General features: G+C 71.6%; 15 protein-coding genes. 3 read left to right on the top strand and 12 right to left on the bottom strand.

Annotated elements, in window-relative coordinates; translation table 11 throughout:
* Positions 1-420 precede the first annotated feature (420 nt).
* On the bottom strand, positions 421-1,428 hold the full coding sequence (locus tag ACIOMQ_RS36895) for a stage II sporulation protein M (protein WP_362207332.1): 1,008 nt from the start codon (positions 1,426-1,428) through the stop codon (positions 421-423).
* A gap of 120 nt (positions 1,429-1,548) precedes the next feature.
* Between ACIOMQ_RS36895 and ACIOMQ_RS36890 the strand changes: the two genes are divergently transcribed.
* The gene (locus tag ACIOMQ_RS36890) at positions 1,549-2,517 is read left to right on the top strand and encodes an RDD family protein (RefSeq protein ID WP_362207329.1); all 969 of its coding nucleotides are present in this window, start codon (positions 1,549-1,551) and stop codon (positions 2,515-2,517) included.
* Positions 2,518-2,681: 164 nt separating this feature from the next.
* Here ACIOMQ_RS36890 and ACIOMQ_RS36885 read toward each other — a convergent pair whose 3' ends face one another.
* From ACIOMQ_RS36885 to ACIOMQ_RS36850, 8 genes are all read right to left on the bottom strand, one after another.
* Positions 2,682-3,293 (bottom strand): hypothetical protein, encoded by a 612-nt coding sequence (locus ACIOMQ_RS36885; RefSeq protein ID WP_362207326.1) that lies wholly within the window; start codon positions 3,291-3,293, stop codon positions 2,682-2,684.
* 201 nt (positions 3,294-3,494) lie between these two features.
* Positions 3,495-4,952, bottom strand: coding sequence for an adenosylhomocysteinase (ahcY, locus tag ACIOMQ_RS36880; protein WP_362207323.1), 1,458 nt, complete (start codon positions 4,950-4,952; stop codon positions 3,495-3,497).
* A gap of 337 nt (positions 4,953-5,289) precedes the next feature.
* Complete coding sequence (locus ACIOMQ_RS36875) at positions 5,290-6,303, bottom strand: cation diffusion facilitator family transporter (protein ID WP_362207320.1); 1,014 nt, start codon at positions 6,301-6,303, stop codon at positions 5,290-5,292.
* An 87-nt stretch (positions 6,304-6,390) separates the two neighbouring features.
* Entirely contained in the window at positions 6,391-7,572 is a 1,182-nt protein-coding gene (gene manA, locus ACIOMQ_RS36870) for a mannose-6-phosphate isomerase, class I (RefSeq protein WP_402192090.1), read from the bottom strand.
* A 74-nt stretch (positions 7,573-7,646) separates the two neighbouring features.
* The gene (locus tag ACIOMQ_RS36865; RefSeq protein WP_401269740.1) at positions 7,647-8,783 is read right to left on the bottom strand and encodes an SIS domain-containing protein; all 1,137 of its coding nucleotides are present in this window, start codon (positions 8,781-8,783) and stop codon (positions 7,647-7,649) included.
* Between the two features lie 84 nt (positions 8,784-8,867).
* Entirely contained in the window at positions 8,868-9,050 is a 183-nt protein-coding gene (locus tag ACIOMQ_RS36860) for a Trm112 family protein (RefSeq protein WP_402192088.1), read from the bottom strand.
* Positions 9,051-9,315: 265 nt separating this feature from the next.
* On the bottom strand, positions 9,316-10,680 hold the full coding sequence (locus tag ACIOMQ_RS36855; protein ID WP_362207313.1) for a phosphomannomutase/phosphoglucomutase: 1,365 nt from the start codon (positions 10,678-10,680) through the stop codon (positions 9,316-9,318).
* A 268-nt stretch (positions 10,681-10,948) separates the two neighbouring features.
* Positions 10,949-11,329: a DUF3499 domain-containing protein gene (locus ACIOMQ_RS36850; protein WP_362207310.1), complete on the bottom strand. Its 381-nt coding sequence runs from the start codon at positions 11,327-11,329 to the stop codon at positions 10,949-10,951.
* Positions 11,330-11,651: 322 nt separating this feature from the next.
* On the opposite strand from ACIOMQ_RS36850, the gene ACIOMQ_RS36845 reads away from it, so the two are divergent.
* On the top strand, positions 11,652-12,080 hold the full coding sequence (locus ACIOMQ_RS36845; RefSeq protein WP_362207348.1) for a metallopeptidase family protein: 429 nt from the start codon (positions 11,652-11,654) through the stop codon (positions 12,078-12,080).
* Between the two features lie 51 nt (positions 12,081-12,131).
* Here the strand turns inward: ACIOMQ_RS36845 and ACIOMQ_RS36840 are convergent, their stop codons facing one another.
* The 3 genes from ACIOMQ_RS36840 to ACIOMQ_RS36830 all read right to left on the bottom strand — a co-directional run bounded on the left by ACIOMQ_RS36840 (position 12,132) and on the right by ACIOMQ_RS36830 (position 18,096).
* Complete coding sequence (locus tag ACIOMQ_RS36840; protein WP_402192086.1) at positions 12,132-13,670, bottom strand: DUF5719 family protein; 1,539 nt, start codon at positions 13,668-13,670, stop codon at positions 12,132-12,134.
* A complete protein-coding gene (locus ACIOMQ_RS36835; protein WP_402192084.1) occupies positions 13,667-17,506 on the bottom strand; it encodes a glycosyltransferase in 3,840 nt (1,279 codons plus the stop codon). Before ACIOMQ_RS36835 ends, ACIOMQ_RS36840 begins: the two co-directional genes overlap by 4 nt.
* Positions 17,507-17,832: 326 nt before the next feature.
* Entirely contained in the window at positions 17,833-18,096 is a 264-nt protein-coding gene (locus ACIOMQ_RS36830) for a WhiB family transcriptional regulator (RefSeq protein WP_030927001.1), read from the bottom strand.
* Positions 18,097-18,800: 704 nt separating this feature from the next.
* On the opposite strand from ACIOMQ_RS36830, the gene ACIOMQ_RS36825 reads away from it, so the two are divergent.
* The gene (locus ACIOMQ_RS36825; protein ID WP_401269727.1) at positions 18,801-19,340 is read left to right on the top strand and encodes a cysteine dioxygenase; all 540 of its coding nucleotides are present in this window, start codon (positions 18,801-18,803) and stop codon (positions 19,338-19,340) included.
* The last annotated feature ends 3 nt before the right edge of the window (positions 19,341-19,343 follow it).

Raw genomic sequence — 19,343 nt, 5'->3', positions numbered from 1 at the left:
GTCTTGCGTTTCCGACTCTATCAGACTCTTTCGTGTCCGATTCCCGGTCGAAGCGGGGTTGCTTTCCAGTTCTTCGCTTTCGCGTTTCCCTTTCCAGCGGTTCCAACCTTACCAGACTCTTTTCCGTTCCGTTTCCGGTCCGAATGTGAATTCCGGCGGCCTTTGGAGTGGCCTTGCCTCTCGGCTGACTCGACTTTACCAGAATCATTTGGCCGAACTGATCGGCTGCATGCTCCGGAATGAGAGAATCAATGGCTCTGCGGAAATTCCATTTCCGTTGAGAGCGAAGAAGACACTAACCGTTGGGATCGGACCTGTCCAGTCCGACGCAACCGTTAAAATCTACCTCCCCAGATCAACCGTGTCAACGGTCTCTCGGGGCGAAGAGGAGACTAGCAGGTCAGCGGGGGTGTACGCACATCAGGCTGCGGCCGGGAGTTCGGCGCTGCGTTCAGTGGGATCGATGTCGCCCCGGTCGCCCGCTCGGGCTGCGCGGCCGCCCAGTACGTAGACGTACGCGAGGAAGGCCAGCTCGGCCGTGATGCCGATGGTGATGCGTCCCCAGGTCGGGAGACCGGAAGGGGTGACGAAGCCTTCGATGAGGCCCGAGACGAACAGGACCAGGGCGAGGCCGATGGCCATGCCGATCGCGGCGCGGCCCTGTTGCGCCAGGGCCGAGCGGCGGGTGTGCGGGCCCGGGTCGATGACCGTCCAGCCGAGCCGCAGGCCCGTACCGGCTGCGACGAAGACGGCGGTGAGCTCCAGCAGACCGTGCGGGAGGACCAGCCCCAGGAAGGTGTCGAGGCGGCCGGCTGAGGACATCAGGCCGATACCGACTCCGAGGTTGAGCACGTTGAGGAAGAGGATCCAGACCACCGGGATGCCCAGGAAAGCTCCCAGGACCAGGCACATGGCTGCGGCCCGGGCGTTGTTCGTCCACACCTGGGCAGCGAAGGACGCGGCGGGATGGCTGGAGTAATAGGTCTCGTACTCCCCGCCCGGGCTGGTCAGGCGGCGGAGGTCGTCCGGAGCCGCGATGGCCGACTGGACTCCCGGATGTGTGCCGATCCACCAGCCGATGACGGCGGCCAGCAGCGTGGAGAGGACGGCCGTGGGTATCCACCAGTGCCTGGATCGGTAGACCGCGGCCGGGAAGCCGGCTGTCAGGAAGCGTGTGGCGTCGCGCCAGGAGGCTCGGCGGGTGCCCGTCACCGTGGATCGGGCACGGGCGACGAGCTGGGTGAGGCGCGCGGTGAGCATCGGGTCGGAAGCGCCGGACTGGAGGAGCGAGAGGTGGGTGGCCGTGCGTTGGTAGAGCTCGACGAGCTCGTCGGCCTCGTCGCCGGTGAGACGGCGCCCGCGGTGCAGGAGGTGGTCCAGACGGTCCCACTCGGTGCGGTGGGCGGTGACGAAGACGTCGAGGTCCATGGTCGGCTGCTGCTCCAGGCACGGGGGCGGACGGGTTCGTACTACGGCGGCGCGTTGCGGGTCAGCTTGGCAGACTGAGGTCCCGAGGGGCAGGGAAGACCGGCGAAGGATGGGGCGGCGATGACGGAGCTCGTGACCGGGGACGCGGTGGTACTGGGGCTGCGGCCCGCGAAGTTGCCGAGCCGGGCACTGGCGCTGGCCATCGACCTCGCCGTGGTGGGGGCGGCGTTCGTCCTGGTGTCGATCGGCCTGGCCATGGCGACGGCGACGCTGGATGACGCGGCACTCGCGGCGGTGTCCGTGGCGGCCTTTCTGCTCGTGCTGGTGGGCGGGCCGATCGCGGTGGAGACCCTCAGCCATGGACGTTCGCTGGGGAAGCTGGCGTGCGGGCTGCGCGTGGTCCGGGACGACGGGGGGCCGATCCGGTTCCGGCATGCGCTGGTGCGCGGGGCCATGGGAGTCGTCGAGATCCTCATGACGCTCGGGGTCGTCGCCTGTATCGCTTCGCTGGTGTCGGCGCGGGGACGGCGGCTCGGGGATGTGTTCGCAGGGACGCTCGTCGTACGGGAGCGGGTGCCGTCGGGGCGGGCGGTGGCCGTGCCGCCTCCGCCGCCGTGGCTGGTCGGGCGGTTCGCGGGGCTGGATCTGTCGGCGGTACCGGACGGTCTGTGGCTGGCGATACGGCAGTACCTGACGCGGATGCACCAGCTCGACGCGCAGGTGGGCCTGTCCATGGCGGCGCGGCTGGCCGGGGAGCTGGCGGCGCGGACGGGCGCTCCGGTGCCCGAGGGGGTGCCGGCCGGGGCGTATCTGGCGGCTGTGGTGAACGAGCGGCAGGCGCGGGATGCGCGGCGGGTGCTCGTCGCCGCACAGGACGGTGCCCCTCAGGACGGTGCCCCTCAGGATCGCGCTGCTCGGATCCGTGGCGCGCAGATGGGAAGCGGGGCCGTGAAGGGTGGGGCCGCTGCTGCCCCGCCGGCGGGGTCCGTGCCGTTCGCGGGAGGTACGGGGGCGGGCGCTCCCGTGGTCCCGGCAGTGAAGGAGGGCGGGGCGGCGCCCGCGGCGACGGGGTTCGCGCCGCCCGCCTAATAAGGGCTGTCCCGTAGTCCCTGGTGGATCGGCGCGCAGCGTCGGATGCGGTGCGTCGCAAGGCGGTCTGACGCCCGAACCACTGGATGTATTCGGGCGTTCCGACAACGCGGCGAGGTGCCGTAGCTGTCGTCGCACGCCCGCCAGGGACTACGGGACAGCCCTTAGCGCGGTGAAGGCGGGGATTCCAGGTCTTCGAGCTCGATGCCGGGGGCCGAGAGGACCACGTCGCCGGCGATGTGAACGGTGTGCTGTTCGCCGGTGTCCAGGGCGCTGACCTGGTACTCGTCCACGGTCAGGGGACCGTTGTCAGTGGCGTGCGCTTCACTGTTCACCAGGGCCCAGGACTGGTCGACGGTACGGGGGGCGAGGACCGGGTCCGTGAAGGCGACCAGGCGGACGCGGGTCGCGGGGGAATCGGGGGTGAGGCGCAGAAGTCGCGAGGTCGCGACGAGAAACGCGGGGGACGTGCCGGTGAAGGCGTGGGCGCGCACATTGCCTTCGGTGGCACGGGTTCCGGTCGGGTCGGTACGGACCCAGGTGACGCCTTCCAGGGCGGCGCCGCGGACCTGCCAGCTCGCGGCGTGGAGTTCGAGGCGGATGGGGCGGCCCAGTTCGTCGAGGGTCAGGTCGACGGAGCCGAGGTGGTCGCCGGAAGGGGCGGTGGTCCGGGAGACGTAGCGCCAGCCGGAGGGACCGGGGGCGCACTGGAAGTGTTCTTCGCCGAGGAGGGTGTGATCGTGGAGATCGTGGAGCGAATATCGACCGCGGGGCATGGGGTCCTTCGAGGTTCCTCGGGCTGAGCGGGTGCGGTACGGGGCAGGCCCCCGGCACGGGGGTGCGGGGGCCTGCGTTCGTAGCTGCTGCTGAGGCTGTTCCGTCTGTCGGCGGGTGTGGTGACCGAAGCCGTCACCGGCCCGGACGCCGCTCTCCGATGGTGGGATGCGCGGTCACCGACGGGCCGGATCAGGAGCGGATCAGTAGCGGTAGTGGTCGGGCTTGTACGGGCCTTCGACCTCGACACCGATGTAGGAAGCCTGCTCGGGGCGGAGCGTCGTCAGCTTCACGCCGAGCGCGTCGAGGTGGAGACGGGCGACCTTCTCGTCCAGGTGCTTGGGCAGCACGTAGACGTCGGTCGGGTACTCCTCGGGCTTGGTGAACAGCTCGATCTGGGCCAGGGTCTGGTCCGCGAACGAGTTGGACATCACGAACGACGGGTGGCCGGTGGCGTTGCCCAGGTTCAGCAGGCGGCCCTCGGACAGCACGATGAGGACCTTGCCGTCGGGGAACGTCCAGGTGTGGACCTGCGGCTTGACCTCGTCCTTGACGATGCCGTCGATCTTCGCCAGGCCGGCCATGTCGAGCTCGTTGTCGAAGTGGCCGATGTTCCCGACGATGGCCTGGTGCTTCATCTTGGCCATGTCGGCGGCCATGATGATGTCCTTGTTGCCCGTCGTGGTGACGAAGATGTCGGCCTTGTCGATGACCTCGTCGAGGGTGGTCACCTGGTAGCCGTCCATCGCCGCCTGCAGCGCGCAGATCGGGTCGATCTCGGTGATGATCACGCGGGCGCCCTGGCCGCGCAGCGACTCCGCGCATCCCTTGCCGACGTCGCCGTAGCCGCAGACGACCGCGGTCTTGCCGCCGATGAGGGTGTCGGTGGCGCGGTTGATGCCGTCGATCAGGGAGTGGCGGCAGCCGTACTTGTTGTCGAACTTGGACTTGGTGACAGCGTCGTTGACGTTGATCGCCGGGAAGAGGAGGGTGCCGTCGCGGTGCATCTCGTACAGCCGGTGCACACCGGTCGTGGTCTCCTCGGTGACACCGCGGATCTCGGACGCCAGCTGGGTCCACTTCTGCGGGGACTCGCCGAGGGTGCGGTTCAGCAGGGTGAGGATGTGGCCGTACTCCTCGCTGTCCGCCGTCGACGGGTCCGGGGCCGCGCCGGCCTTCTCGAACTCGACGCCCTTGTGGACGAGGAGGGTGGCGTCACCACCGTCGTCGAGGATCATGTTCGGGCCGCCGGTGGGGGTGTTCGGCCAGGTCAGGGCCTGCTCCGTGCACCACCAGTACTCTTCGAGCGTCTCGCCCTTCCAGGCGAAGACCGGGACGCCCGCGGGGGCGTCCGGGGTGCCGTTCGGACCCACGGCGATGGCCGCGGCGGCGTGGTCCTGGGTGGAGAAGATGTTGCAGGAGGCCCAGCGGACCTCGGCGCCGAGCGCGACCAGGGTCTCGATCAGCACGGCGGTCTGCACGGTCATGTGCAGCGAACCGGTGATGCGGGCGCCGGCCAGCGGCTGCGCGGCGGCGTACTCCTTGCGGATCGACATCAGGCCGGGCATCTCGTGCTCGGCGAGGGTGATCTCCTTGCGGCCGAACGCCGCGAGGGAGAGGTCGGCGACCTTGAAGTCCTGTCGATTGGCGACCGTCGTCATAACGGGCTGCTCCTCGTAATGGGTGTCGAGGTGGGCACGGCTGGCTCTGCGGCGGCGGGCACACGAATGCCCGGGCGCTCGCAGCGCAGTCCGTCGGAGGCCCTCTCTCCCTCGGCCGGTCCGCGCATACGGACCGATCGACCGCCATCAGCAGCGACGTCTGACACTGCCGTCGAATCTACACCGACCGGCCCAGTCACTCCCAGCCCGCCCGGGAGGGAGGTGGCCGGAAGGGCGGTCCCGGGAGCGGGTGTGGCGGGCCGCCGGAGCGGGCCACTCGGGGCGGGGGGTGTGCGTGAGTGCGGTGGTGGGTGAGGCCGTGGGGTACGGGGGCGGGTCAGTGGTCGGGGTCGGTCGGGTTGTTCGGGGTGTCCGATGCGTCCGGGGTGTTCGGGGTTCCGCCCGGGGTCTTGCCGGGGTTGGTGCCGGCTGCGGCGGCCGCCTCGCTGTAGATGTCCGGTTCCAGATAGATGACCCGGGCGATCGGGACGGCTGCGCGGATCCGGGTCTCGGCGGCGTTGATGGCGTTGGCCACTTCGGCGGCCGTGTCGTCGTGCTGCACCGCGATCTTGGCGGCGACCAGCAGTTCTTCCGGGCCGAGGTGGAGCGTACGCATGTGGATGACGCCGGTGACCGTGTCGCCGTCGACGGCCGCCGCCCTGATCTTCTCGACCTGGTCGGCGCCGGCGGCCTCGCCGAGCAGCAGGGACTTGGTCTCGGCGGCGAGGACGATCGCGATGGCGATCAGCAGGACGCCGATGCAGAGGGTGCCGATACCGTCCCAGACACCGTTGCCGGTCGCGAGGGCCATGCCGACACCGGCAAGGGCGAGCACCAGACCGATCAGCGCGCCGAAGTCCTCCAGGAGCACGACGGGGAGTTCGGGGGCCTTCGCCCGGCGGATGAACTCCCTCCAGGAGAGAGATCCGCGGGTCTCGTTGGACTCCTTGATGGCGGTACGGAAGGAGAAGCCCTCGGCGACGAGCGCGAAGACGAGCACGCCGACCGGCCAGTACCAGGCCTCGATCTCGTGCGGGTGCTTGATCTTCTCGTAGCCCTCGTACACCGCGAACATGCCACCGACGGAGAACAGCACGATGGAGACGAGGAAGGCGTAGATGTAGCGCTCGCGGCCGTAGCCGAAGGGGTGCTGGGGGGTCGCCTCGCGCTGGGCCTTCTTGCCGCCGAGCAGCAGCAGTCCCTGGTTGCCCGAGTCGGCGACCGAGTGGACGCTCTCCGCGAGCATCGACGACGAGCCACTGAACAGGAACGCCACGAATTTGGCCACTGCGATCGCGAGGTTGGCGCCGAGTGCCGCCACGATCGCCTTGTTTCCGCCTGACGCACTCATGGGTGCCTGGTGTCCCTTCTTCGGTGCTGCGGCAATGGCGCCGCGGTACGGCCGGACATTGTTGCAGCCGCTGATGCGGGCGGTGCGTCAGGCCACCACTGTGGCGCGGAACAAGGTTCCCGTACCGGACGCTTCGACCCTCTCGCCGGCGGGTACGAAGACCGAGTCGCCGGGCGTGAGACCGAGGGAGCCCGCCTTCGGGGTGCCCGCGGTGCAGAGCAGGATCTGCGGGGTGTCCCTGGTCAGGTCGACGGGGGCGGCGCCGGGCGACAGGTCGAAGCGCGAGAGCCGGAATTCGTCCACGGGCGTCTCGTAGAGTTCCTCGCCGGACGGGGACGCCTCGGGGCGCAGGACGCCGGGGTCGGTCGCCTCGAAGCGGACGATGCGCAGGAGTTCGGGTACGTCGATGTGCTTGGGCGTGAGTCCGCAGCGCAGCACATTGTCGGAGTTCGCCATGATCTCGACGCCGAGGCCGTCGAGGTAGGCGTGCGGAACGCCCGCGCCGAGGAAGAGGGCTTCGCCGGGCTGGAGTTCCACGGAGTTCAGCAGCATCGCCGCGATGACGCCGGGGTCGCCGGGGAAGTGATGGGCGATCCGGGCGTACGGGGCGTGCGCGCCGCCGAGACGTTCGGCGGCCGCGGCCGCCAGGTTCACCGTTTCGGCCATCTCCGCCCGGTCGGCGCCGAGGATCGCGGTGAGGACCTCGCGCAGGGCCGCCTCTTCGGGGTGGGCGCCGAGGAGGTCGACGTACGGCTTGAGTGCGTCGACGCCGAGTGCCGCCATCGCCTCCGCCGCCTCGGTGGGCCTGCGGAACCCGCACAGGCCGGCGAAGGGGGTGAGCGCGCAGATCAGCTCGGGCTTGTGGTTGGCGTCCTTGTACGTGCGGTGGGAGGCGTCGATCGGGACGGACCGGCGCTCCTCGTCCTCGTAGCCGCGCCCGGCCTGTGCGAGGTCGGGGTGTACCTGGAGGGAGAGCGGGGCGCCGGCGGCGAGCAGTTTGAGGAGGAAGGGCAGGCGGGGGCCGAACTTCTCGACCGTGGCCTGGCCCAGTTCCCGCTCGGGGTCGGCGGCGATGACCTCGGTGAGGGGCTGCTCGGGGCGGGTCTCTCCGGCGCCGTTCGCACGCGTGAGGCGCGAGGGCGCTCCGGGGTGGGCACCCATCCACATCTCCGCCTGGGGTTCGCCGGTGGGGGCGATGCCGAGCAACTCGGGGATGGCGGTGGTGGAGCCCCAGGCATAGGGACGCACGGTATTGGAGAGCCGGTCCATGGGTTGGTCCTTGTCAGGTGCGTGGATCGGGGCGGGATGCCGACGGAGTGCGGTCCGGTGGGGCGGCGCACGCGTCAGGCACGGGCCGCCGACGCGAGTGCCAGGTAGACGGCGGCGAAGTCGGTGACCGCGAGGAGTTCGGCGAGGGCTTCGAGTTCGGTGCCCCCCTCCGGTTCGAGTTCGCTGATCGCCGTGTCGTGGCCCAGGGCCAGTTCGCGGGCGGCGGGACCGGCGCTCAGCCCGCCGGTGGGACGGTCGCGGAGCAGCACGACACGGGCGTGCAGGGGCTCCGTCTCGTCGACCCGGTCGCGGAAGAAGTCGTCGGGGTCGGCTCCGGCGGCGAATGTGCCCGCCAGCAGCGCGCCGTGGGCGGGAAGCGCCTCGGGGAGCTCGGCGGCGAGGGCCGGGCGGCCGGACAGCTCGGCCAGGACCGCGGCGAATCTGCGGCCGACCGGGGCCGCCGCCTCGCCCTCCGTCCAGATGAGGGGCAGGCTGTCGGCGAGTTCGGCGGCGAGGGTCTTGGCCGGGTTGCTGTACGTGGCGATGGCCGGACCGCAGCGTTCCGCGGTGCGGTCCAGGCGGTCGGCGACACTCTGCAGCGACTCGGGGGGTGCGGTGACCAGGCCGACCCGGTCGAGCAGCGCGAGCAGCGGGGTGAACAGGGCCCAGAGCGTGCCGGGGCCCGCCGCCGACGTCTCGGCGTCGTACTCCCCGTGCGGGGCGGTGGCCATCGGCACGACGAGTCCGTGGGCCCCGTCGATCGCCTCGCGCAGCGGTGACCGGTGGGGGGTGACGGCGACGACGCTGCAGCCGCGGCGGTACGCCTGTTCGGCGAGGAGGGAGAGGCCCGGCTCGGAACCGTCGGCCGTGACGATCAGCAGCAGGTCCACGGAGCCGGCCCAGCCGGGCAGCGTCCAGCGCATCGCGCCCGCGGCGGCGGCGACCCCGGTGGGGTGGATGCGGGTGACGGGGGCGGAGGCGCCTGCCAGGGCGGTGATCAGGTCGGCGACGCCGGAGGCGGCGGTGCCGGAACCCGCCACGAGTACGGCGCGGGGGCGGCCTTCCGGGTTCAGTGCGGCGATCCCGGCCTCCACCGCGTGCCGGGCGGCGGTACGGACCCGGGCCCCGGCCTCGGCGGCGCCGCGGAGCAGGCCGCGGCGGTCGGCTCGGGCCAGGGAGTCCGGGGCGTCGAGCAGCGACTCGTCGAGCATGGGGACGGTCCTCCGATCACGTGCTGATCACCGTGCGGGGTGCGGGGTGCGGACGCCGTTGCGCGGGGCGGGGCGCCGTGCCCGTTACGCGGGGCGGCGGGCCTCGTCGACGAGGAGGACGGGGATGCCGTCCCGTACCGGGTAGGCCAGGCCGCAGTCCTTGCCGGTGCAGACGAGCTCGGGGCTGTCGGCTGCCGACCGGTCGTCGAGCGGAGAGTGGCAGGCCGGGCAGGCGAGGATCTCCAGAAGGCCGACTTCGAGCGGCATGGGGTGAGTCCCTTCAGGCATTCGAACCAGCGGGTTCGGGTTCACGCGGATCGGGCGACGTCAGCCTACCGCCGGGGTGCGGGGGGTGGGGCGCGGGCCGGGACTCCGTCCCGGACCCCGGTCCTCGAACGCCGGACGGGTCGGCATGGTGGCTCCCGGCAGAAACGAATCGTCCACCCCGTCCGGACCCGGCCCGCGCCTCCCCGGCCCCCACCCCAGCTCCCGGCGCTCCCACACGAAGGCCGCTCCTGCACGAAGTCCGTTCCTACGACCGGATCAGTGTCAGTACCTCGTCGCGCACCGCCGCCATCGTCCGCTCGTCACGGGCCTCGACGTTCAGCCGCAGCAGCGGTTCCGTGTTGGAGGCCCGCAGGTTGAACCACCAGTCCGGGGCCATGACCGTCAGGCCGTCCAGGTCGTCGGTCGTGACTCCGTCGCGGTTCTCGAAGGATGCGCGTACCGCCGCCGTGCGGGCCGGCTGGTCGGTGACCGTGGAGTTGATCTCGCCGGATCCGGTGTAGCGGTCGTACTGGGCGACCAGTTCCGACAGGGTGCCCGGCTGTCCCCCCAGCGCGGCCAGGACATGGAGCGCGGCGAGCATGCCCGTATCGGCGTTCCAGAAGTCGCGGAAGTAGTAGTGCGCCGAGTGCTCGCCGCCGAAGATCGCGCCGTGCTCGGCCATCTCCGCCTTGATGAAGGAGTGACCCACGCGGGTGCGGACCGGGGTGCCGCCGTTCTCGCGGACGACCTCGGGAACCGTGAGCGAGGTGATCAGGTTGTGGATGACGGTGCCCTCGCCTCCGTTGCGGGCGAGTTCCCGGGCCGCGACCAGGGCGGTGATCGCGGACGGGGAGACGCCGGCGCCGCGTTCGTCGACGACGAAGCAGCGGTCGGCGTCGCCGTCGAAGGCCAGGCCCAGGTCCGCGCCCTCGGCCACGACCCGGGCCTGGAGGTCGACGAGGTTCTTCGGGTCGAGGGGGTTCGCCTCGTGGTTGGGGAACGTGCCGTCGAGCTCGAAGTACAGGGGTACGAGGTCGACGGGAAGGTCCGCGAAGACGGTGGGGACGGTGTGGCCGCCCATGCCGTTGCCCGCGTCGACGACGACCTTCAGCGGGCGGATCGACGCGAGGTCCACCAGGGACAGCAGGTGCGCGGCGTAGTCGGGCAGCGTTTCGCGCTCGGTGACGGTTCCGGGGGTGGCCGCCGGCCGCGGCACTCCGGTCTCGGACCACTTCTCGACCAGGGCGCGGATCTCGGAGAGCCCGGTGTCCTGGCCCACGGGCGCCGCGCCCGCCCGGCAGAGCTTGATCCCGTTGTAGCGCGCCGGATTGTGCGAGGCGGTGAACATCGCGCCGGGGAGGCCCAGGCTGCCGGAGGCGAAGTACAGCTGGTCGGTCGAGCAGAGGCCGATCAATGTGACGTCCGCGCCGCGCGCCGCCGCACCGCGTGCGAAGGCACCCGAGAGGCCGGGCGACGAGGGCCGCATGTCGTGGCCGATCACGATCGCGTCCGCGCCCGTGACCTCGACGAACGCCGCCCCGAACTGTTCGGCCAGCGATGCGTCCCACTGGTCGGGCACCACCCCGCGCACGTCGTACGCCTTCACGATCTGCGACAGATCAGCAGCCACGGGCCGGTCCTCCTGAGATTTCTGCGGACCGCCCAAACTACCCGGCGGCGGCTCGCGCGGGCCGCGGGGCCTTGCGGCCGTGCGGTTGCCCGGCCGGGCGCTGCCCGGGGCTGTGCGTGCGGTGGGCGGGGCGGGCTGCTGCCGCGTCCGCGATCGTCAGGCGCCGACGGGAGACCGTCCTGCCGAGAACCCGGTGACGGCACCGGGACCGCTCCGCGCGTCCGGCATCACAGCGAGGGGCGGGGCGGAACGCCGCACACCGCTGGGCTCAGGAGTCCGGTGAGCGCAGCACGCGCAGATGGCCGCGGCGCGCGACCTCTCTCGGATCCGCGGTCTGCGGGCCACCGCCGCTCCTGCCGTCGCCGCCGCGGTCGTGCGGCCGCGCCGCTTCCCGTACGGCATTGGCGAGCGCTTCGAGATCGTCGCCGCTGGGGCGGGTGGGAGCGGAGGGGTCGGAGAGCCTGACGACCTCCCAGCCACGTGGTGCGGTCAGCCGCTCGCTGTGCTCGGCGCAGAGGTCGTAGCAGTGGGGCTCGGCGTAGGTGGCGAGCGGGCCGAGGACCGCAGTCGAGTCGGCATAGACGTACGTCAGTGTCGCGACGGCAGGGCGGCCGCACGCGGTGCGCGAACAGCGACGTACAGGGCTCACGATGTTGGACGGTACCGCACTCTTGAGCGGGCTGCGACGACTCTCCCTCAGGTCACCCCACCGTGTCGCCCTGTGACCTCCGGCGCAACCGCCTGCCGGACAGTCCTCCTGACCTGCGGAGGAAGGTGGCGGCACGGGTCGCACCGGCAACGATTCCGGTCACCGCTCGGCACAAAAGCTGTCATTCACGAAGAGATCGGCGGTCAGGAGCCGGGCCTGAAACGAGCTTTCGTCCGGCCGGATTGTTCAGGATGGGACATGTCGACGCCCTGTCAGGGAGCGTCGATCCGCCTGCGCCGCAGAGAGTTACCCTGCGTCAGTGATGGACAGTCCCGTACCGCCCCACCCGTCCGAGCCGCACCCACGCCGTCGCGACCGCCATGGCCGCGGCATGCGCGGGCCCGTCGCCCCGCCCCAGGTGCCGCTCTCGGCCAGCCGGGCGGAGAACTTCCGTGATCTCGTGCAGGACTCGGTGGAACGGCTGGAACGGCGCTGGCCGCAGCTGGCCGATGTCGACTTCATGGTCCTCGACGTGCCGGTGACACAGGAGGAGACCGTTCCGCTGGGGCGCGCGGTCTCCGCGGAGAAGGACCGGCCCGCGCAGATCGTCATCTACCGGCGGCCCGTCGAGATCCGTACCAAGAACCGTGACGAGCGGGCCCTGCTGGTGCACGAGGTCGTGGTGGAGCAGGTCGCGGACCTGCTCGGGCTCTCTCCGGAGTCGGTGGATCCGCGGTACGGGCAGGAGTAGGACCGGCCGCCCCGGCGAGGCGACCGGCCGCCACCCGCCCGTACCGTCCGCTCAGTCGTCCAGGACCGTCAGGTCCTGCTCGGCCGCGGGCACCTCGACCGTTCCGCCGTCGTCCGACAGGGTCTGCACGGTGAACATCTGGACGCCGCCCTGCGGAAGGCTGAGCGTGCGTGCGGCGTACACCGGGCCGCCCGACTCCGTCCGGACGGTCAACGCGTAGCCGCCCTTGAGCCCGGACGGCACGGGCGGGGTCACCGCGAGCGTCGTACCGCCCTTGACGGTGTACGTCTTGACGGCCTGTTCGCCGCCGTCGCTGCCCGCGGACGCGGTGACCTTCACGGTGGCGGTGGCAGTCGGTGCGGTGAGCGAGAGGGTCGACCCCTTGGCCCGGTTGTCGGCCGCGGTCGCCTGGGCGCCCACCGGGCCGGTCGCCGGGATGTAGCCGACCTCCTGCCCGTCGCCCTTGCCGCGGATCACGCGCAGCGCGGCCACCACCGGGGTGCCCTTTCCGCCCTTGGCCGGGCTCAGCAGCAGGGAGCCGGCTTCGCCCTTGGTGAGGTCCTTCATGTCGACCCCCGCGGTCATCCTCGACTTGACGTGCAGGGCCTCGTGCCCGGCCGGGGAGAACGCGCCGGTCTTGCCGAGGAGTTTCACCGTCAGATCGGCGTCGCCGTCGCCGGGTGAGAAGACCACCAGCCGGACCGAGGTGGCGTCCGCGGGAATGCCGGGGAGCACCAGGGTGCCCGCCGGGCCGGCCGAGGCGGTCAGCCAGTCGCTGCCGGTCTCCTCGTCCGCGGTCCTGACGACGGCTCCGACGCGTCCGGTCCGGGTGGTGACGTGGACGGTCACGTCCTCGGCCACCTCGCTGGTCAGCGTGGAGATCAGGACCGGGACGCTCGACCGGGCGGGCACCGTGACGCCCTCGCCGGCCTCGGACTTGAGGGCGCCGTCCGGACCGTACAGCTCGATGTCCGCGACGGCCGCGGTGTCGTCGGGGTTGGTGAGGTGGACGTAGTCCTGGCGGAACTTCGCGGTGCTCGCGGCCGGGAACCAGAAGTCCGTGTCGGGGCCGGTGCAGCTGACGCCCAGCAGGCCGCGGGCGGCGCCCGCCTCGATCGTGGTGGTCTGCTGGGTGGTCCAGCCGGGGGCCAGGCGGCCGGTGGCGGTGCCGACCAGGGCGGGGGCGTCGGAGCCGGACGCATCGGCGGTGGCCGGTGCGCCGGGCTCCTTGAGGGAGACGACCGACTTTCCGGGATCCGCCTTCTTGTCGTCCTTCTTCTTGCCCTTCTTGTCCTTCTCGTCCTTGGCCGCGGTGTCGTCGGCGGTGGCGGACGCGGACCGCTTCAGTTCGGCCGTCCCGGCCTCGCCGCCGCCGCTGCCGCCCGCCGGGGTGAAGGACGTGTACGTCGTCTCCGCGAGTTCCGAGAGACCGGGCGCCGGGCAGAGCCGGCTGGTCTGTTCCACCGGCAGGCGGGTGGCGGCCTTCGGCTCCGTCGTGCCCCCGTCGCCGGGCGCGGTGAGCGCGGCGAATCCGGTGACGGCGGCGAGGGCGACGGTGCCCGCGATGAGGGACAGGCTGGTGGACTTCACTCGGACTCGCCTCGCGATGCGTTACCGGTCGGCCACGGGTTCTGGCCCGGGGCGGGGTTCTCGTCGGGGTTCTGGTCGTACTGGCCCTGCCCGCCGTAGCCGGCCTGGGGGTCGTACGGGGCCTGCGGGTCGTACGGCGGGACCTGCGGGGCGTACTGGGCCTGGGCCTGCGGGTCGTACTGCTGCTGTTGTTGTTGTTGCTGCTGCTGCTGCTGGGCGTAGCCGTACGGGTCGTAGGCGTTCTGCTGGTACGGATCGGCGGCCTGGTGCCCGTGCTGCGTGCCGTACTGGCCGTCCTGGTACTGCTCGCCCTGGTACTGCTGCTCCCCCTGGTACTGCTGGTAGCCGGCGCCCTGGTACTGCTGCGCGTCCCATTCGCCGTACTGCTGCTGCGGCACCGCCGCGTACTGACCGCTGTCTTCCTGCGGGGCGAAGACGTCCTGGTCGTCGCCCTGCTGCGGCTGTTGCTGCGACTGCGGTTCAGCGGCCTGCTGTGCGGGGACGTACTCCCCCGCCGCGTCCGGTGCTTCCTCGTCGCTCCCGCTCCCGGACTGCTCCTGCTCCGCTTCCGCCTGGGCGGCCGCGCGGAGCCTGCGCGCCCGGCGCCCCTCGCCCGCGACCGGCTCCGCGGGGACCGTCGCGACCTCCTCGGGCAGGTCGTCGTCGATCTCCCGGCGGCGCCCCGGCAGGGCGAGGACCACCAGGACCACGGCCAGCGCGGTCTGGGCCCAGATCCAGGCGGTATGGGTGAGCGGGGCGCTGTACGTGAGGTCCAGCTTGCCGCCCTCGGCCGGGAGCTCGAAGCCCTGGGCCCAGCCGTCGACGGTCTTCCGGGTCAGGGCGTGCCCGTTGAGCGTGGCCTCCCAGCCGGGGTCGGCCGCGTCGGCGATCCGCAGCACCCGGCCGGAGCCGCCCGCCGGGATCTCGGTGTGCGCCTCGACGGGGAGGGAACCCACGGGCAGCGGTTCGCCGTCGGCACCGGACGGGATGATCATGACGCGGGCGACCTGCCGGTCGACCCGCCACAGCGCGCTGCCGTCCAGCTGGCTCAGCCGGCTGAGACCGGGGGTCGTGTCGAGGACCCGGCTCATCTCCTTCGGAGCGCCGTCCCGTACCAGTACGTAGCGGATCGCGAAGCCGCTGAGCTGGCTGCCCTGGTCGGCGCCGGAGCCCGCGACCAGGTTGGCGACGACCTTGTCGAGGTGGCTGTTGCTGCCGCCCGCCTCGATCAGTTCGGCGTCGCCGAGCCGCGCGCCGGAGCCGCGCACCAGGGTGTACGAGACGGCGGCGGGCGAGGTGCCGCCCAGGACCAGGGTGCGCGGCTGGTCGCGGGTGGTGCTCTCCTCCGCGACGAACGCGGGGACCTGCACCGGGTCGCGACGCTCCAGCGGGCCCGCGGCGCCGCCGATCATCCAGCCGGCGGCGGCCAGCACCGGAGCGAGGCCCGCGGCGAGGGCGATCAGTGCGGCGACGGGCTGGCGCCAGCCGAAGCTGAGTTCGGCGACGCGCACCCGGGCGCCGTCCGCGCCGACCAGCGCGGCGGCGATCAGCGCGATGCCGTAGACGAGGGTGGCGGGACCCGCCCAGCCCGAACCGTTGGCGAGGGCGGCGAAGACCAGCGCCACGAGCGCGACGGCCCACGCGGTGCGGACCGCGAACTGCCGCTCCCCGCGCAGCAGCGCCGCCAGCGCGGCGAACACGATGCCGAGCAGCAGCACACCGCCCGCGGCCTTGGGGCCGCCGGGGCTGATGCCGAGCAGGTCGAGTGCGGAGGCCGTGCCCGTACCGAGGTCCAGGCCCGCCTCTTCGAAGAAGCCGGACGGGCTGGTGAGGAGCGAGAGCGACCAGGGCGCGAGCACCAGCAGCGGCGTGCCGATCGCGGCGAGGAAACGGAGCCCGTACGCGGCGATGTCGTCGCGGCGCAGTACGAGCACACCGATGCCGAGGACCGCGGCGAGCGGCCACACGACGGGTGTGAAGGCCATCGTGAAGGTGAGGAGCAGGGCATACGTCCAGGTGGCGCGCCAGCTGCCGCGCGCGTCCCCGCCGGCCCGCATGCCGTGGGCGGAGACGGCGGCGCGGGCGATCAGCGGAAGCAGGACGAGCAGGACGGCGGTGCCGAGACGGCCGGTCGCCAGCGCGCCGGTCGCCGCGGGCAGGAAGGCGTACGCGAAGCTCGCCCAGGCCCGCAGCAGCCTCGATTCGAGCAGCGGCCGGGAGACGAAGTACGCGGTGAGTCCGGCGAGCGGGACCGAGCAGACCAGCAGCAGCGTGAGCGCGAAGCCGGTCGAGCCGAGGAACAGCGCGGACAGGGCCGAGAGCACGGCGAGGTAGGGCGGTGCGGTCTGCGTACCGCCGGTACCGACCGTGTGCCAGCCGTCCGCGTACCTGCCCCACAGGTCGGAGACGTCGGCGGGCGCGGGCAGCAGCGCGCCGCCCGCGAGGGCCCCGCCGCCGAGCAGACCGCGGCAGGCGACGAGCGAGACGAACAGCAGGACGGCGAAGAGGACCGGGCCCGGCTTGCGCCCGATCCGCTTCAGCCGCGCGAACTGCTCGATCTCCAGGAAGTCGGCGTCGTCACCGCCGGGTCCGGACTCCACGGCGCCGTGCCGTGAGCCGCCCGAGTCGGCGTCGGAGCCGCCGCCGAAGTTTCCGGCGACCTGCTCGACGGTGGCGCGGACGGTGGCGCCGGGCGGCGGGAAGAGGCCGCGCAGTTCGGTCTGGTCGACGACGCCCTTGCCGCGGCTGCGCCGGGCCGCGAGGATCCGGCCGGGGCGCAGCAGGGTGCCGAAGAAGCCGGCGACCTCGTCGAGGGCCTGGCCGGGCACCTTGCCGACGAGATAGGCGAGGGTACGCAGCAGCGTGCCGACGAGGAGCCTGAGCATCACCCAGGGCAGGGCCTTGGCCGGTGCGTTGGCCAGCATCGTGTAGACGGCGCCGGCCTTGTCGACGCGGTGCGACGAGGCGACCGAGCGTCCCGCGCAGTCGATGGGGCGGCGCTCGCGGGCGGATGCCTCGGCGTGCCGGAGGACGGCGTCGGGGGCGACGAGCACCCGGTGCCCGGCGGCGTGCGCGCGCCAGCACAGGTCGACGTCGTCACGCATCAGCGGGAGCCTGCGGTCGAACCCGCCGAGCTCCTCCCAGATGTCACGGCGGATCAGCATGCCCGCGGTGGAGACGGAGAGCACCGTGCGGACCTGGTCGTGCTGGCCCTGGTCCTGCTCGCGCCGGTCGAGCCCGGTCCAGCGGCGGCCGCTGTTGGCGATGGAGACGCCGACTTCGAGCAGCTGCTTGCGGTCGTACCAGCCGCGGAGTTTGGGGCCGACGATCGCGGCGTGCGGGTCGGTGTCGACGACGCTCAGCAGCTCGGCGAGCGCGTCGGGTTCGGGCGCGCAGTCGTCGTGGAGCAGCCAGAGCCACTGCACCGGCTCGCCGTGCGGCAGGTCGGGAAGGTCGTACGCGTCGTCGCGCCAGGTCCTGCTGACGGGGTCCCAGCTGCTGGGGCGCTTCAGGTACGGCAGGTCCTCGGGCGTGAGGACGCCGGCCGTGCGGGTCGCCTCGTCGACGGCCGTGCCGAAGCTCGTACGGCGCGCGAGGTGGAGGACGCGTTCCGCGCCGAGCGCCTCGGTGACCAGCCGCGCGGAGTCGTCGGCACTGCCGGTGTCGGCGGCGACGATGTTCTGTACGGGGCGTTCCTGCCCGAGCAGCCCGGCGAGCGCGTCGGGCAGCCAGCGTGCGCCGTCGTGGGAGACGAGCACGGCGGTGACGACATGCCGGGGGAACTCTGGGGCGGCGGCGGCCGCGTACGGCGCCGTCGGTTGGCTGTGCACGGACATCGAGGTACGGGCCCTCCGGCCGGGTCCGGGGGGCGTCCCCCCGGGGGCTGCATCGGTGTACACGCGCGCTCCGTCGGGGCGTTGGCGCGTCTCGGACGGGGCCCCACACTAACGGTACGGACAACCGCGGCGGCGCCGAGCGGTTGGACGAGGGCGGCGACGGGGCTGCGGCGGAGGGACGTCGGACACGGCGATGGCCCGCCGCCTGCGGGCAGGATGCAGGCGGCGGGCCATGGTCGGTCCGGTACGGTGCGCGGGTCGTGGCGATCCGGTGCGCGGTCGTGGCGCTCCGGCGCACGGGGTTCGGTGGTCGCGGCGCCCCGCGGTCAGACGGCGGCCTTCTTCAGGCGGCGCCGTTCACGTTCCGAAAGGCCGCCCCAGATTCCGAACCGTTCGTCGTTGGAAAGGGCGTACTCAAGGCACTCGGACCGGACTTCACAGGCGAGACAGACCTTCTTGGCCTCTCGGGTGGATCCGCCCTTCTCGGGGAAGAAGGACTCGGGATCGGTCTGCGCGCACAGCGCGCGCTCCTGCCAGCCGAGTTCCTCGTCCGCGTCCTCGACCAGCAGTTGCTGGAACAGCTCGGTCATGTGCGCCCCTCGTCTGTCTCTTGCGTCCCCGTGATGCAGCCGTTACTGATTGCGGCCGAACGACACGAGTGAAATTACAAGTGTGTAGCTCCAGGCCAGTCAAGCGAAGATCTGCTATTGGCCCCGGTATTCACTCTGCGGAACCAAGGGTATGCGGAAAGTGTGCAAATCACCAAAAATCTGACATATGCCATCGGTCTCACCGCACCCCTTCCTCTCACCGAGTGAGACGACCGGGGCCACCCTCATGTTTCGATTCGATCACCGAAGCGATCAAGATCACAGTCGGGTCACAAGGTTCCAACGGCGTTTGCGGACACGGTTGATGCGCCACATCTCCGCCACGGTGACCGCACAAACCTTTCCTCGCCACCAGTAACCGGATGAGGTGAAACATTACCCCCAAATCGGGCATTGGGTTGACAGCGGCGGATCGAGCCGGTCTCCTTGACTGCATGCCAGCGACCGCAGCGATGTACGCCACCCACATCCGTGGGTTCCGCACCGCTGTCCAGGCCCGCTGTTGCTGTTCCAGCTGTCACAGCTGTTGATGCCGTAGGGCACCGGCTCTGACCCAGCTCCTCTTCGCAGAGTTTCACCGCAGAGTGTCTCCGCAGGGCTCCTTCTCCGCGCGTCCCCGGCTCTCCGGTCCCCCTCCGCGACACCCCGCACATGCACCCCCATGCCGAGGAACCACCGCTTCCATGAACAGCGACAGCGACCTTCAGATCGCCGGCGACATCCTCGAGGTCCAGCACCTCCTGCAGCCGGCCCGCCAGCACCCCTCCACCGTGGCCGAGTTCGCCGGACTCGCCCGCTCCATCGCCGCCGACCGCGCGCAGTGGGCGCCGCTCGTCCGGTACGACACCGCCGGCCGCTGGTACCACCGGCTGCGCTCCGTTCCCCAGGCTCCCGGCTCCGCTCGGGCGGGGCAGGCCCCGCTCGGGTACGAGGTGTGGCTGCTCAGCTGGGTGCCCGGTCAGGGCAGCGGGCGCCACGACCACGGCCCCTCCTCCGGTGTACTGACCGTCCTGGACGGCCGGTTGACCGAGCACACCGCACGCGGCACGCGGATGCTGGACCCCGGTGCGCAGCGCGTCTTCGCACCCGGCTATGTCCACGAAGTGGTCAACGACTCCATCGAACCGGCCGTCAGTCTGCACATCTATTACCCGGGTCTGACCGAGATGCCGATGCACGCGGCGCAATGCGCCCCGGCGGCCGTGAATGTCGTACCCGCCTGACAA

It is taken from the genome of Streptomyces sp. NPDC087845 (assembly GCF_044742755.1).
Taxonomy (GTDB): Bacteria; Actinomycetota; Actinomycetes; order Streptomycetales; family Streptomycetaceae; genus Streptomyces.
The sequence above is the reverse complement of the archived record's forward strand: the minus strand, read 5'-3'. Positions and strand labels throughout refer to the sequence as shown.

Coding starts and splice junctions, on each gene's coding strand:
- manA (WP_402192090.1), bottom strand. CDS start 7,572: ATGGACCGGCTCTCCAATACCGTGCGTCCCTATGCCTGGGGCTCCACC.
- ACIOMQ_RS36885 (WP_362207326.1), bottom strand. CDS start 3,293: ATGCCCCGCGGTCGATATTCGCTCCACGATCTCCACGATCACACCCTC.
- ACIOMQ_RS36830 (WP_030927001.1), bottom strand. CDS start 18,096: ATGACCGAGCTGTTCCAGCAACTGCTGGTCGAGGACGCGGACGAGGAA.
- ACIOMQ_RS36875 (WP_362207320.1), bottom strand. CDS start 6,303: ATGAGTGCGTCAGGCGGAAACAAGGCGATCGTGGCGGCACTCGGCGCC.
- ACIOMQ_RS36825 (WP_401269727.1), top strand. CDS start 18,801: ATGAACAGCGACAGCGACCTTCAGATCGCCGGCGACATCCTCGAGGTC.
- ACIOMQ_RS36835 (WP_402192084.1), bottom strand. CDS start 17,506: ATGTCCGTGCACAGCCAACCGACGGCGCCGTACGCGGCCGCCGCCGCC.
- ACIOMQ_RS36895 (WP_362207332.1), bottom strand. CDS start 1,428: ATGGACCTCGACGTCTTCGTCACCGCCCACCGCACCGAGTGGGACCGT.
- ACIOMQ_RS36860 (WP_402192088.1), bottom strand. CDS start 9,050: ATGCCGCTCGAAGTCGGCCTTCTGGAGATCCTCGCCTGCCCGGCCTGC.
- ACIOMQ_RS36890 (WP_362207329.1), top strand. CDS start 1,549: ATGACGGAGCTCGTGACCGGGGACGCGGTGGTACTGGGGCTGCGGCCC.
- ACIOMQ_RS36845 (WP_362207348.1), top strand. CDS start 11,652: ATGGACAGTCCCGTACCGCCCCACCCGTCCGAGCCGCACCCACGCCGT.
- ahcY (WP_362207323.1), bottom strand. CDS start 4,952: ATGACGACGGTCGCCAATCGACAGGACTTCAAGGTCGCCGACCTCTCC.
- ACIOMQ_RS36865 (WP_401269740.1), bottom strand. CDS start 8,783: ATGCTCGACGAGTCGCTGCTCGACGCCCCGGACTCCCTGGCCCGAGCC.